Here is a 14201-nt window from a genome sequence, read left to right as displayed (position 1 = left end):
GACTGTGAGCGATAACATGCCGTTCGTCAAGTTGTAACGTATGACGTCAGTCGATTGCTTGGAGGCTTGTTTTTCGGTGGGGCGGGAGTGTCACAATGGCGGTGGTGCTCTGGCGGCTGACCGCTCGGGCCCGGGGGAGGGCCTTCCGCAGGAAGCGGACGGTGGGCACGAACCCGGAGGCAGTTCATGGATCTTGTGCCGCACGCTGACGCCATCTCCAGCCTGGTCGACCTGCTGGGCGCCGCACTCCAACTGACCGCTGCGGTCGTCACCCTGCTGGCTGTCGGCACGGTGCGTCGACACCGTGGCGGCCGGGGCGACGACGAGGACGCGTAGCGCGTCGGGAGATCCCCGATCCGGCCGTGAGATCGGTGTGCGTCGACGACGGGCGGCGTGCGGGGCCGATGTCCGTCCAACGGCGCTTGCCGATCGTCAGTCGTCGGCCCCGCCCGACGGCCGCACAACGGTCAGGTCGGGCTCGCCAGCGATCGGTTCGAGCGCGTGCACGATCCGTCCGACGTAGACCCCTGCCGGCGCGATGCAGTAGCTGCCCTGGAGAAACTGCCGCAGCGTGGCAGCGGGTATCTCCTTTTCGAACTGGATCTGACAGACCACCACTCACTCCTGGTATTTGCTGTGATGGCGGAAGACCTCCAGCGCGCGGGCCCGGTGCGCCGGCGTGTTGGAGGGGTCCCTGGACAGCTCGGCCTCGGCCGCATCGAGGTCGCCGTCAAACTTGATGTAGGCCTTGAGCGCCTCGTACTCCTGATAGTCCAACGCCTCCAGGCCAGGCCCAGACTCGGGAACCATTCTCCCATCCTTGGGGACGTAGGTACGTCCGTTCACCACGTAGCGCTGGCGGCCGGCATCCCAGGTCGCCCGACCACTGTTGATGTCGTCGATGTCCTTGGTGACGTCCGCGCTGGGTAGGACGACGGTGTTGGCCGCCTTCGTGCGGCTGCCCTGGTGGACTCTTTCCAGATTGTGGCGCGGGTGTGGGGGTAGTTGCGCTTTCTTGCCGGCAGGTCCGGCGATGCGTCCGGTGGTCGTGCTAGACGACGCTCCGGTGTCTGGCGGTGACCTTCGTGCGGTGTTCGGTCGCGTCGAGGTCAGTGTGGCGGCCCGAATCGCCGTGGCACACCTGTTTGCGGCCTCCTGGTAGAGGCCCTTGGCCTGCAGAGCAGAGGCCCGAGCCTCCTGGCGTTCCGCCTCGCACAGCCGGGCCGACCGGCCGACGAAGCTGGCCATTGAGTAAACCGGTTCACGTTCTCCTGACGCGTCGAACTCGGTGAGACCGCGCCAGATCCCCGACCCGTAGCGACGCCGACGGGTCAGTGCGCAGAACTGATCGAGCAGGCTGCGGTACTGGTTGTCGGCCGCCATCCCCCTCTGCAGCGCCGTGCGGGACTGCCGCTGGACCCGCTCCAACTCGTCCGCGAACGAGGAAAGGGCTCGGGCACAGGCCATACAGGCGTCCGCCAGGGCCTTCGCCTCACTGGGCAGCGGCGCGAGTTCCTGCTCGACGGTCGCGGCGAAGTCGCCCCGTAGGGCCAGCGCGCCGCTGTCCGCCGCGATGGCGCGCAGTCGCGTGCCGTGCTCGTCGGCCTCCCCGCCCCCGCGTCGGAAATCGGCCGCCATCGCACGGATCGAGGCCGGCTCACCGGGGGTCGGATCGCCGTCGTAGATGTCGAGGACCCGCCACTGTTCCACGTCGGTCGGCGATCAGCCGTTGATGCCCCCGGCCAGCCTGGCGTCCAGGTCCTGGTGCTCGCGGACGACGCCGACCAGGAACGTGGACATGCCCTCCAGCCCGCCGATCATGTTCTGCGCGCCGGTGGTCCACTGCTGGTAGGACTCCTGGAAGCGACCCGAGGCCAGCTGGGTACGGAACTCGCTGTTGACCAGTTGGTCGATCATCGACTTCAGGGCGTTCAACTTCTGGGTCATCTCCTCCTGCCCCGCGGTCAGGGTGCGGGCCGCCGACTGGAGGCCCTCGTAACCGACGCTGACGTCACTCATCGCGCTTCCCCTTTGCGTGTTGGTTGGTCGGTAGCTCGTTGGCCAGTGCGCTGTCCAGTTGGGCGTGGCCCGTGACCACGCCGTCGAGCCGGTCCGCGACGGCCGCCACCGCGGCCAGCAGATCGGTCTGGTGCTCGATCGCGGCCTCGGTGAACTCGTCGAGCGCCAGGTCGATGTCGTAGGAGCCGGTCTTGGGTAGCTGACCGGTCTGCTGCCGGGCGGACTCGAGACCGGAGCGCACATCCGTCAGCTGCCGCACGGCCTGAAGGACCGCGTCCCGGTCGAAGCCGAACCCGGTCGCCATCGCCCGTCCCCCTGAAAGTCGCGCGTTTCCCGGTCGAACCCAGCCCACCGCCGGCCCACGACAGGCAGTAGACGTCGATCAACTCCTATGTGGATGGACACCGCCGAACGATCCGCCGGAGTATGGTTCGCACCGACTGTAATGCCCGATGGCAAGGAGCGCGAAGGTGCCCAATCCCCAGTCGCCGCACCAGCTCATCGCGGGACGTTACCGGTTGGAGAGTGTCCTCGGCCGGGGCGGCATGGGGGTGGTCTGGCGGGCGACCGACGAGCTGATGGGACGCACCGTCGCGGTCAAGGAGGTCCGCGTTCCCCTCGGGCTTCCCGCCGAGGAGCGTCTGCGGTTCGCCGAGCGGGCGCTACGCGAGGCGCGCAGCGCGGGGCGCATCAACCACCCGGCGGTCGTGGCGATCCACGACGTGGTCCCGGCCAACGGCGACGACGAGGCCGTCTACATCGTGACGGAGTTGGTGGAGGCTCCGACGCTCGCCGATCTCCTCGACCGGGAGGGGGCGTTGTCGCCGGATCGGGTGGTGGCCATCGGCATCCGTGTGCTCGGCGCACTGGCCGCCGCGCACTCGGTAGGTGTGGTGCACCGCGACGTCAAACCCGGCAACATCATGGTGCTCCCCGGTGACGAGGTGAAACTGCTCGACTTCGGCATCGCGCACGCGGCGGGGGACACCCGCCTGACCCGCCAGGGGATGATGGGCTCGACGGGCTACCTCGCACCGGAGCTGTTCCACGGCAACGACCCCACGCCGGCGGCCGACCTGTGGTCGGTGGGTGTGACCCTCGCCCAGGCCGTGACCGGTGAGCTGCCGTTCGAGGGGGCCTCCACCGCGGCCATCCTGCACGCGGTCCTCTACGACGACCTGCCGGCCATCCGCTGCGGCGAGCCGCTGGCCACGGTGATCGCCGGCCTGCTCACCCGGGACGTGGCCCAACGGCTCACCCTCGAGCAGGCCCGTGACCTTCTTGACGCCCCGGTCAGCGCGGGCGTGCCCGGCCGGCGCGACAGCCCGGCCGCCGCGGTCGGGGAGCACGACCAACCCGGCCCTGCCCGCCTCGCCCCCGAGCCGGAGGGCGAATCCTGGGAACGGCATGCCACCACCGTGCAGCCGGCTGGGCCCACGCCTCCTCGGCAACGCCCGGTCGCGCCAGACACGCCATCGACCGAGCAGCCGGCGGTCAACTTCCTCGCCGAGGTGCCGAAGAAGACAGTCATCGTCAACATCGCCACCCGGTTCGTCGTCGTGGGCCTCGTCCTGTGGGTGGCCGGCCTGCTCGCCAGCCTGCTGTTGATGACCGGCCGCCCCGACTGGACGCTGTTCCCCGCGATCCTCCTCCCGCTGCTGGTGGGGGCCGGGCTGGTGGTGAGCATCGTCAGCCCGCCGCACGGCTGGGTCCAGCTGACCAACCGCTCGATGCGGATGCACTTCCGCCGTGGGCAACCGACGCATCTGCTCTGGGAGCACGTCGCCGCCGTCACCGTGGGGCCTGGTGCCGGCAGGTCGGCCACGCGCGCCAGGCTCGGCATCGAGCTGACGACGGATGCGCCGGCGGCCACGATCAACCGCTGGAAAGCCCGCGGGGTGTTGCGCGAACACAACGACAGCGGCGCGGTCTGGATCGTCGGCGACCTCGATGCCGAGCCTTCGGTCCTGGTGGACGAGCTGAATGCCACAGCTCCCGGTCAGGTCCGCATCGCCGGTCCGACCGACGAGACGCCGGGCGGGTCCACCCGAGCCTTCCTGCCGCTCGGCCGTCGGTGGCCGATTCCGGTGCTGTCCGCTGTGTTGCTGGTCGTCCTCGTCGTGGCCGGTCACGTCCTCGTACGGCAGAGTCGGTCGGCGATGGTGGAGCTCGACGGCGACCGGGTCAGCACGCTGGCGCTCAGCCCGGACGGCACCACACTCGTCAGCGCCGAAGACGAGACGTCGAGTATCACCTTCTGGAATGTCGCCGACCGCACGGCGATGGCGACCGTGCCCGGGCATACCAGGGGTATCGAGGTGCTCAGCTTCAGCCCGGACGGCAAGACGCTCGCCAGCGGCGGGCGCGACGGCGTGGTCAAGCTCTGGGACGTCGCCAGCCGGCAGCACACGGCCGATCTCAAGTTCGGCGACTACGGCAGCGTCGACTACGTGGTGTTCTCGCCACAGGGTGACAGCATCGCCGTCCTCGGCGGGTTGCGGGTGATGATGTGGCGACTGTCGTCCACGGACGCGCGCGTCGATCTGCCCATCGATCCGGAGCCCGAGCCGATCGACTTCGACGAGCTCCGCTTCGACCAAGACGGGAAACTGCTCGTCGCCTTCAGCTACCGGGGGGGTCTACGCGCCTGGGAGACGGCCAGCGGTCGCCAGACCTCCCAGGTGGGCGCGCCCCTCACGCCTTGGGCGCAGACCACGTCCGACTCGAAGGTGTTGCTCCGCACGCCCGGCTCCAACCAGGTCGTGACCACCCTGGTCGGTGACTCGAGTGGCACTTTCGGTTCCACCGCCTTCGGCCCGGGAGACCTGTTCGTGGCTGCGTCGGCGGGCGACATCCGGATCTGGCACACCACGACCGGCCGCACCGCGCACCTGTACAAGCCAGGAGTCGTCCCCAGTCAGGGGGTGCCGGAGTCGGTGGTGGCAATCAGTTCCGCCGGCACCGTCGCACTCGGCGGCTACTCCGGGCTGTGGCTGTGGACGTACGACTCGGACCGCTGAGGGCACAGTCATGATCCTGCGGTTGACCGTGTGGGAGCCCGGCACCGGGAGCGCGCACGACGTCGAGGTGATCGCCGCACCCAGCAGCAGCGTGCGGTCTGTGCTCGCGGCGCTGCCCGCCTCCGTGGGCGGTCGTCGCTGCTTCGTCGGGGCCGTCGCGTTGGACCCGGCCGCGAGCCTGGGCGACAGTCCGCTGCTCCGCGGCTCGGTGATCAGCGTGGGCGGGCCCGGGCCGGTCGGTCGCCTGGCCACGGCTGGCGCGATGGGTGTGCTGGAGGTGGTGGACGGCCCGGACGCCGGCCTGGCCGTCGCGCTGCGCGCCGGCGCCCACCCGATAGCTCGCCGTTCCGCGGCGGCGCTGCCACTGCGGGACACGGACGTCTCCCGGGACACGCACGCGCGGCTGGACGTGGCACCGGACGGCACGGCCACGGTCACCGACGGCGGATCGAGCAACGGCACGTACGTCGACGGTGTGCGGATCGCCGAGCGGACCGCCGTCTCGCCGACCACCGTGCTCCAGATCGGCGCGAACGAGCTGCGGTGGACCCCGGTGCCGGCCGGGGCGCGGCGACTCGTCCGAGCCCCGGACTGTCGACTCGACTTCGACCGCGCCTTCGGCCGCGCCCCGGTGGTCCCCACCGCCGAAGTGACCCTGCCGTTCCAGCCGAGCGTGACCAGGGGTCCCGTGGTGGCCGCCTACCTGTTGGGTGCCGCGGGCTCGGTGGGGGCCGCTCTGCTCACCCAGTCACCCATCCTGTTGCTCGGTGCGGCGGTCTCCATCGGGGGGATGCTGCTACACCAGTCCGCACAGAAGAAGCAGGATGCCGAGCGCGAGGCCGAGTTCACCGCGGCGCGCAAGGTCGTCGAGGCGACCATCGCCACCCAGGTCACCGCGGAGCAGCAGGCACGCCGGGCGCTCGCCCCGAGCCGGGCCGAGATCATCGACATCGCCCGGGGTGCCCGCGCCGATCTGTGGACACGTCGGGCGGCCGCACCGCACGCACTGGCGCTGCGCGTCGGCGTCGCCGACGAGCCGGCATCGGTCACGGTACGCGGTGAGCCCTGGCCGGATTTCCAGCCTCCGAAGCTGTCGGCCGTCCCGGTCACCGTGGACCTGCGTACCGTCGGTGTGCTGGGTGTGACAGGTGACGACGAGCAGGTGCACGCCGTCCTGCGGTGGCTGCTGCTCCAGTTGGCCACCCTGCGCGGCCCCGACGACCTGCGGATGGTGCTGCTCAGCGCCGACCCGGTGGGCCGTCTGGCCTGGGCGCGCTGGCTGCCGCACGTCGACGCGGGCGAGACGGCGTCGTTTCCGTGCCGGATCGGCAACACCACCGCCACCCGGGCCGACCGGGTTCGGGAGCTGCGTACCCTCATCGCGTCGCGGCGTGCCGAACGCGGCCCGCAGCAGTTCGAGGACGTGGTCGTCGTCCTCGACGGCGCGTTGGCGCTGCGGGACCTGTCCGGCATGGACGAGGTGCTGCGGGACGGTCCGGCGGTCGGGGTCTACCTCATCTGCGCCGACCGGCACAGCATGAACGAGTGCCGGGGTCTGATCGAGACGGCGGGCGACTCGGCGCAGCTCACCCGCAGTCCGGACGGCCCGGCGACGACGGTCTGGGTCGACCGGCTCGACGCGACGACCGCCGAGCGGCTGGCGCGGGCGTTGGCGCCGATGCGCGACCGGGCGACACTCGGCGCGGCCCAGAACGCCATCCCGGGGGCGGTGCGCCTGCTCGACCTCCTGGATCTCGGCGCGCCCACCGGCGACGACGTACGCGCGCTCTGGGAGCGGGGGCGGGGCCCGCGGACCCGCGTCGTGCTCGGCGCGGACGCCACCGGCCCGGTGTACGTCGATCTCGCCGGCCAGGGACCGCACACCATGTTGGGCGGTGCGACGGGTGCCGGTAAGAGCATCCTGCTGCAGACCCTTGTCACGTCCCTGCTGCTGGCCAATCGGCCGGACGAGCTCAACCTGGTGCTCGTCGACTTCAAGGGTGGCAGTGCCTTCCTGCCCTTCGAACGCTGCCCGCACGTCGTCGCGCTCATCCGCTCCACCGGTGAGACTGCCGCCGACGTGTTCGACGACGCGGCGGCGGCCCGGGTGCTCGCCTCGATCCGGGCCGAGGTCAGCCGCCGGGAGTCCCTGCTGGCCCGGTACGACGGGGAGATCGACAGGTACTGGCAGAGGTGCCTGGCGGGGGCGGACCTGCCGCCGCTGCCCCGCCTGGTGATGATCTTCGACGAGTTCGGCCGGGTGCTGGACGCCGCACCCGACTTCGTCAAGGAGCTGGTCAACGTCGCCGCGAAGGGGCGCTCGTTGGGCATGCACCTCGTGCTGGCCACGCAGTCGTTGCAGGGCAAGCTCTCACCCGAGTTGAAGAACAACGTGTCGCTGCGGATCAGCCTTCGGCAGAACGAGCCCGCCGACAGCACCGAGGTGCTCGGAGTCCCCGACGCCGCCACCATCCCGGGCGCGTTGCGGGGCCGCGGCATGATCCTGTGCACCACCGCGGAGACCCGGGTCCCGCAACCGTTCCAGTCGGGCTACCTCGGCGATCCTCCGCCGACGGGTGGAGCCGCCCCGGCGGTCGTCCGCGTCCTGGGCCCGACGGACCTCGGCACCCCCCGACCCACCGCGTCGGCGCCGGTCGCAGCGGGACCCACCGACCAGGACCGCACCATCGCCGCGATCGAGGACGCCGCGGCCCGGTCCGGGCTACCCGCGCCCTTCCGGCCGATTCTGCCCCCGCTGCCGGCCACCCTGACGGCGGACGAACTGCCGGCCCGGTGGACCGCCGCCGCGCCGGAGACCGCCGTACCCTTCGGTCTGGCCGACGACCCGGCCCGGCAGGCACAGCCGGCGGACTTCCTCGACCTCGCCGGAGTCGACCGACTGCTCGTCGCCGGTGGCCCGCAGTCCGGTCGGACGACGTTCGCCCGCACCCTGATCACCGGTCTGGTCGCCCGCTTCCGACCCGACCAGGCCCACCTCTACGTGCTGGAACGGCACCCGGCGGGCCTGACCGAGTACGAGGCGTCACCGCACTGCGGCGGGGTCTTCTCGGCAGCGGAGCCGGACCGGATCCGTCGCCTGGTCACCTGGCTGGACCAGGAGGTCCAACGCCGTGCCACGACGGTGCCTCCGCCGGACGGCCCCCGACCGCACATCGTGGTCGTGGTCGACGGGTGGGAACACTTCGAGGATCACAGCGACCCCGCCTTCGTCGAGACGACACTGCTCGCCACCCTGCGCGGCGTCATCACCGCGGGCGCTCCACTCGGCGTGCACGTCGTGCCGCTCGGTGGCCTGGACATGCTCAACCACCGGCTGCCGACCCTCTACAACCGGCGGCTGCTCCTGCCGTTTCCCAAGGAGGAGACCCGCCGGATGCAGTTGCAGACCGGCATGGCCAGCCCGCCCGTCCTGCCGGGGCGGGCCATCGACGCCGGCAGCGGCCGGCATGTGCAGGTGTGCCTACCGACGAGAGTCGACGCCGTCGAGCCGCAGGACACAGCCGCGCACCTGCTGCCTCGGCGGTTCCCAGCCCTGCCCGCGCGCATCGACCTGGCCGCACTCGGGTCGAGCGCCGACACCGGGGCGCCGTCCACCTGGATACCGCTGGGCATCGGTGGGTCCGACCACACCACCGTCGGCATCGACCTGTTCCAGGCCGACTCGCACCTGTTGCTGATCTCCGGTGCCGGCCGGACGGGCCGTACGACAGCGGCGGCCACCGTGGTGCACGCGCTGCGGCGGCGGGGGATCGGCGTACTCGCTGTCGCCTCGCCCCAGTCCCCGTTGCCGAAGCTGCTCCCGGACGACGCCGGGCTTCGGATGCTCACCGGTGTCACGTTCCGGGACAGCGACCTGCGCGAGGCCGCCGCAGCGTTCGGCGACGAGCCGTACGCGGTGGTCGTCGACGACGTCGACCGGATCACCGTGCTCCCCAGCGAACAGGGCTTCGCGAGCAGCCCCACGCTGCTGGACGACATCAGCAGCCCTGCGGCTCGGGGGCAGCGTGCCCTGGTCGTCACCGCCGACGCCGCGCCGCTGCTGACCGGCTTTCCCAGCCCGCTGACCCGCCTGGTCAACGCGGTCACGATGACCGGGGCACGTCTCGTGCTGGGCCCGGGCAACCGGTCGGCGGCGGTGGCCCACAACATCACCCTCGAACCCGACCAGTACCTCACCGGTCCACCCGGTCGCGGCTATCTCTCCACCGGCCGTGCGCTGGTGCTGCTGCAGGTGGCCACGCCGTAGGACCGGTCGCCTTTCTGAAAGTCGGGGTGTCCAAGGGCCGCCGACACCCCGACTTCCAGAAAGCCGAGTGGATGATGCCCGGTTCGTCAGCCGACCACCGACCGCAGCGGCACTCGCGCGTCGCGTAGCGCGCGTACCAGATCGGCCGTGAACGGGTGTTCGTCGACCTGGAGTCCCTGCGGGTTCGGGATCACGACGTACGCCGAGTCGCCCTTCGCGGACGTCCGCGCGTCGGTGGTGAAGCGTTCGACGAGGGCCCGGGCGCGCGGCAGGTCGGTCGCCGCCACCTCGATGGTGATCGGTCGCCAGCCGCCGCCCAGGTCCGCCGCCGCCGGTGTGGCGGCGGCGTCGGCGCGCGCCGGGTCGATGCCCGCCGTGCGTCGGGCGGCCGGGGCGCCCGACGGGTAGAGCAGCGCGTTGGCCACCAGGTGCAGGCCGTTCTCGTTGTACGCCCGGAAGAGCGGGTTGAACGCGAACAGCACCGCCCGACCGGCACCGGTCGGCTCGTCGACGACGGCCGCCGTCCCGCTCAGGGTGTCCGCGCCGACGGTGTAGCCGTTGGCCCAGAACGTGTCGCCCGTCGGGTAGCTGAGCACGTTCGTGCCGGTGGTGCTCGGGTTGAGGATCGGGTCGCTGTTGTTGAACTCGAAGTCCTCCGCCGGGCGACCCAGGGCGACCGGGCTGGCGGTGTCCACGTCGACCCGCAGGTGCGAGCCGATCACCAGGTAGTCGGCCGGTTTGGTCTTCTCGGTGGTGGAGGTGAGGCCGGCGGCGCGGGCCAGCCGGGTGCCCTCGTTGCGCAGCCCGACGTAGGTGTGGCCCTGGGCGATCCAGGCACGCAGGTTGGCCTGGCCGGCGGCGGTCAGACCGCCGGTCGCGCTGCTGCCGTCCGGCACCAGCAGCACGGTACGACCGGTGAACGCCTCGGTGTTGTCGTTGATGTCGGCAGTGGTGACCGGGGTGAGGCCGAGCCCCCACCGCTTGCCGAGCACGTAGCGGGCCTCGCCGTGTGAGCCGGACGTGGTGGAGATGCCGGTGCCCTGGAACAGCCCCACGTCGGGCCGGGTGAGCGGGGTGCCGGTGGGGCGTCCGCCCGGAGTGAGGGTCACCCCGAAGGATTCGGCCAGCTCGTCGACCGTACGGCTCAGCGTGGCCGCCGGGAGCGCGACCCGGCCCGTCGTCAGGTCCCGCACGAGCGGGACGCCGCGACCGAGCAGGCCGAACGTCAGCTCCGCGGCGGCGGCCGAGTCGAGTGGGTACGTGTAGGAGCCCCACGGCCAGGCCGGGGCGGTCCGGCCGCCGGAGATCGCACGGACGAGCTGGGCCTTCGGCCGGACGTCGTCGCCGGTGTAGATGGTGGAGACACCCATCAGCAGCGGGTTGCTCCAGGACGACACGTCGTAGAAGTAGGGGAACGGCGTGTACGGATCCTCGCCCATGACGGCCTGGATCCAGTGCTTCTGCGGCTGGTCCATCGGAATCCAGTACGCGCCCCTGGGCACTGTCACGTTTGTGGCGCTCCGGCCGCCGAAGACCCGCGCGGTCGGCACCCGGGTCGGTTGCTGCACCTCGTACACCTCGACGTCCATCCGGCGCAGCCGCTCGACGAGCTGGCGGACGTCGGCGAGCTGCCGGTCCGGCAGGAGGAAGTACGAGCGGATCGTGAGGTCGGGCACCGGGAACTGGACCTCGTTGGTGGGCTGCACGACCTCGTTCGGTTCGAGGGTGCCCGCCCGGCCCTGGGCGAGCGCGTCGGTCCAGATGTCGAAGTAGCCGTCGAGCACCTCGCGCTTGTTCGCGGCGGCCCAACCCAACGTCGACCACTGGGTGTGGAACTGTTGCTGGACCCGGTCGGCGACCGCCGACGCACTGCCCTTCTCGTACGTCATTCCGGCCGCGCCGAAGCCGGTGGTCGGCACGGTGTCGCCGTAACCCATGAAGAACATGTCGTACGTGTCGAAGTTGAAGTAGCACTCGGTGGTGACCGTCTCGTCGCAGGCGCCGTTGTAGCCGAAGCCGGCCTTGTTGGCCTCGCCGATCCGGTTGATCCAGTCCACCGCCTCGCCGGCGATCTCGTGGTGGATCGGGTCGGCGTTGGGCGGGAAGAAATACTGTCGGCCACCCATCTCGTGGGCGTCGACGAAGACCTGCGGCGGATAGCGGCGCAGCAGTTCGAGTTTGCCGTCGGTCTCCTGCTGGGTGCGGGCGAACCAGTCCCGGTTCAGGTCGAAGCCGAACTCGTTCTGCCGCCGGTTCGCGTCGCGGCCGTCCGGGTTCTGGGTGGGAACGATGACGGTGACCAGGTTGTCGTTGCGCCGGGCGACCTCGCAGGACAGGCCCGCCGCCAACTCGTACAGCGTCTTGAGGGCCGCGTCGGTGCCGCTCTTCTCGCCGCCGTGCACGTTCGCGGTGACCCAGACGATGGCCGGGCTGTCCTTCGCCGTCCGGGCGGCCGTCCGCGCGCTGGTCCGACGGGGATCACGCAGGTCCCGTACGTCGTCGGCGATCCGGCGCAGCGCGGCGGGTCGCACGTGGCGCTCGTTGGACACCACCGCGTACGGCAGGGGTTGCCCGGCCACGCTGGTGGCCAGCACTCCGGTGACGACCCGGTCCGAGGCGCTGTCCACCGCCCCGAGATAGGTCCGGACCTCCTCGTTGGTGACGACCCGCTCCTGACCCACGCCGAGCGGGAAGCCGAACGCGGACTCCGGGGCGGGCACCGTGCTCAGGCGTGCGGTCGGGTCGTCGACGCACGGTGCGGGTCGCGCGGCGCTCGCGGCCGGCGTGCCGCCGAGCAGGGGAGTCAGGCCGAGCAGGAGCGCGATCGTGGCGGCACTCGCCAGCCGCTTCGGGGGAACCGTCCAGAACTGGCGCATCGATGGGGGCATGTGTCGTGTTTCCCTTCTCGGGAACAGCCTCGCAGTGGCCGGAGCCTATGAACCGGCCGACACGACGGTCAAGGGTGATCGACATTGCTCACTACACCGCGTGCCGGTTCCGACGCGGAGTGGCAGGATGACGGAGTGGGCTCGTCGTCTGGGAGGAGCAGCCCGTGCCAGAGATGATCACGCTTTCGGTTCATTCGGATCTGCCGTCCGCCGATGCTCGGCGCTCTCTGGCGTCCTGGCTGCGCGCCGAGGACCGGCTGCGCGACGGGGTGACCTCGACACCGGCCGGTGCGACGCCGGCCGGCGGCACGGACTCGCTGACGGTGGCGGTCGACGACGCGGGGGCCGCGATGGTGCTGGTGCAGACGATCGCCAGCTGGCTCATCCACCGCCGTGAGGACGTGACGGTGCGGCTTGCCCGGCCCGACGGCTGGACGGCCGATGTGGACGTCCGCCAGGCGCGGGACATGGACCAGGTGACCGCCCTCATCGAGGCGGCGGTGCGCGCGGTCACCCCCGTGCAGGAGCGGCTGCCTTGATCAGGTGATGAAAAAGGAGGTCGGGAACGCTCCTGACACCTGTGTCTCATCACCTGATCAAGGCGAGTGCGCACGGCTACCGGGTGGTCAGGCCCAGACCGATCGTCTTGGTCAGCGTGGCGTTGTCGTCGTCGCCGTCGAGTGACCAGATCATCGCGCCGGCCAGGCCGGCGCGGCGGATGTAGAGCGTCTTCTGCAACACGACCGCCGGATCGTCGTACGTCCAGAACGTCGTACCGTCGAACAACCAGGCGTGCCCGGTGCGCAGGTCGCGGTGCACGGCGTAGCCGTTGCCGGCCAGGGTCCTGAGCTTCTTGTAGTCCTCGTACCCGGCCTCGAAGGTCGCCGGCGCGGGCCCGGCGGCCGGCTGGAAGAGGCCGTTGCCGCCGCCGGTGACGCCGGTCCAGCCGCGACCGTAGTAGGGGATGCCGAGGACGAGCTTGTCGCGTGGCGCGCCACGGGCGATCCAGCCGTCGATGGCCACCTCGGCGGAGAAGTCCGGGTTGTCCGGCGAGCCCGCCGGTACGCGCAGCGCCGACTGCTGGTTGGTCACCGCGTCCCAGCCGCCGTGGAAGTCGTACCCCTGCACGGTGGCGAAGTCCAGGTACTTGAAGATCTTGCGGCCCTCGTAGCCGGCGTCCATGGTGGCCGGGTTGGCCGGTAGGAAGGCGGTCAGCGGGTGGTGTGCCCGGGTCGTGCGCCCGTACGCGTCGAGCTGCCGGCGGAACTCGGCGAGCAGCTTGGTGAAGTTCTCCCGGTCCTCCGGGCGGATGACGTTGCCGGGCTCACCCTCCCAGTTGGGCCACTCCCAGTCGAGGTCGACACCGTCGAAGACACCGGCGGCGGCGCCCGGGGCACCCGGCAGGTTGCCCCTGAGGTAGAGGTCGACGCAGGACGCGACGAACGCCCTGCGGGAGGCGTCGGTGCGGGCGGCGTTGGAGAAGTACGTCGACCAGCTCCAGCCGCCCAGCGAGATCAGCACCTTGAGCTTGGGGTGCTTGGCCTTCAGCTTGGCGAGTTGGCCGAAGTTGCCGTTGAGGGCCTGGCCCGGGGCGTCCGCGACACCGTCGACGCTCTCCTCCGCCGGAACGGGCCGCTGGTAGTCGGCCCAGGCGTCGCCCTCGCCCGGCCCACCGTCGAGGTAGCAGCGGCCGTCCTCGCTGACGTTGCCGAAGGCGTAGTTGACGTGGGTGAGGCGGCTCGCCGCCCCGGAGGTGTCGAGCTTCTTGACCGGGAAGGCGCGGCCGTAGATGCCCCACTGGGTGAAGTAGCCGACCCGGTGGTAGCCGGAGCGGCGCTGCTGGTGGTCGCCGGCGCTGGCGGCGGTGGGCGGGGTGGCCGTGACCAGCAGGGTCGCCAGGGCGACGACGGCGGTGAGACGGCGGTGGCGGAATTGTCGCATCGGCACACTCCCACGACGGTTGGCGCACAATTAGTAAAGACACTTATCTGATTGATGAAGTTAAGC

General features: G+C 71.0%; 10 protein-coding genes. 4 read left to right on the top strand and 6 right to left on the bottom strand.

What is annotated here, in order from left to right; translation table 11 throughout:
- Nucleotides 1–186: 186 nt before the first annotated feature.
- The gene (locus tag ACGFIQ_RS08245; RefSeq protein ID WP_393241123.1) at nucleotides 187–336 is read left to right on the top strand and encodes a hypothetical protein; all 150 of its coding nucleotides are present in this window, start codon (nucleotides 187–189) and stop codon (nucleotides 334–336) included.
- A gap of 96 nt (nucleotides 337–432) precedes the next feature.
- On the opposite strand, the gene ACGFIQ_RS08240 is transcribed toward ACGFIQ_RS08245, so the two are convergent.
- The 4 genes from ACGFIQ_RS08240 to ACGFIQ_RS08225 form a co-directional block, all read right to left on the bottom strand.
- Nucleotides 433–615 carry a hypothetical protein gene (locus ACGFIQ_RS08240; RefSeq protein ID WP_393241120.1) on the bottom strand — a complete coding sequence of 61 codons (183 nt, stop codon included), beginning with the start codon at nucleotides 613–615 and terminating at the stop codon, nucleotides 433–435.
- Nucleotides 616–618: 3 nt separating this feature from the next.
- Entirely contained in the window at nucleotides 619–1638 is a 1020-nt protein-coding gene (locus ACGFIQ_RS08235; protein WP_393241117.1) for a hypothetical protein, read from the bottom strand.
- 84 nt (nucleotides 1639–1722) lie between these two features.
- Nucleotides 1723–2019 (bottom strand): WXG100 family type VII secretion target, encoded by a 297-nt coding sequence (locus ACGFIQ_RS08230; protein WP_393241114.1) that lies wholly within the window; start codon nucleotides 2017–2019, stop codon nucleotides 1723–1725.
- Nucleotides 2012–2323, bottom strand: coding sequence for a hypothetical protein (locus ACGFIQ_RS08225; protein WP_393241111.1), 312 nt, complete (start codon nucleotides 2321–2323; stop codon nucleotides 2012–2014). Before ACGFIQ_RS08225 ends, ACGFIQ_RS08230 begins: the two co-directional genes overlap by 8 nt.
- Before the next feature lie 166 nt (nucleotides 2324–2489).
- On the opposite strand from ACGFIQ_RS08225, the gene ACGFIQ_RS08220 reads away from it, so the two are divergent.
- On the top strand, nucleotides 2490–5039 hold the full coding sequence (locus ACGFIQ_RS08220) for a protein kinase (RefSeq protein ID WP_393241108.1): 2550 nt from the start codon (nucleotides 2490–2492) through the stop codon (nucleotides 5037–5039).
- A 28-nt stretch (nucleotides 5040–5067) separates the two neighbouring features.
- Nucleotides 5068–9306, top strand: coding sequence for an FtsK/SpoIIIE domain-containing protein (locus tag ACGFIQ_RS08215; protein WP_393242153.1), 4239 nt, complete (start codon nucleotides 5068–5070; stop codon nucleotides 9304–9306).
- Between the two features lie 86 nt (nucleotides 9307–9392).
- Here ACGFIQ_RS08215 and ACGFIQ_RS08210 read toward each other — a convergent pair whose 3' ends face one another.
- Nucleotides 9393–12194: a M14 family zinc carboxypeptidase gene (locus ACGFIQ_RS08210; protein WP_393241105.1), complete on the bottom strand. Its 2802-nt coding sequence runs from the start codon at nucleotides 12192–12194 to the stop codon at nucleotides 9393–9395.
- A 173-nt stretch (nucleotides 12195–12367) separates the two neighbouring features.
- Here ACGFIQ_RS08210 and ACGFIQ_RS08205 point away from each other — a divergent pair, with 173 nt between their 5' ends.
- Nucleotides 12368–12733, top strand: a complete 366-nt coding sequence (locus ACGFIQ_RS08205) for a hypothetical protein (RefSeq protein ID WP_393242150.1) — start codon at nucleotides 12368–12370, stop codon at nucleotides 12731–12733.
- 76 nt (nucleotides 12734–12809) lie between these two features.
- Here the strand turns inward: ACGFIQ_RS08205 and ACGFIQ_RS08200 are convergent, their stop codons facing one another.
- A complete protein-coding gene (locus tag ACGFIQ_RS08200; RefSeq protein ID WP_393241102.1) occupies nucleotides 12810–14135 on the bottom strand; it encodes a glycoside hydrolase family 18 protein in 1326 nt (441 codons plus the stop codon).
- Nucleotides 14136–14201 lie beyond the last annotated feature (66 nt).

It is taken from the genome of Micromonospora sp. NPDC048898 (assembly GCF_043198035.1).
Taxonomy (GTDB): Bacteria; Actinomycetota; Actinomycetes; order Mycobacteriales; family Micromonosporaceae; genus Micromonospora.
This window is presented reverse-complemented; position numbering and strand designations above follow the sequence as displayed.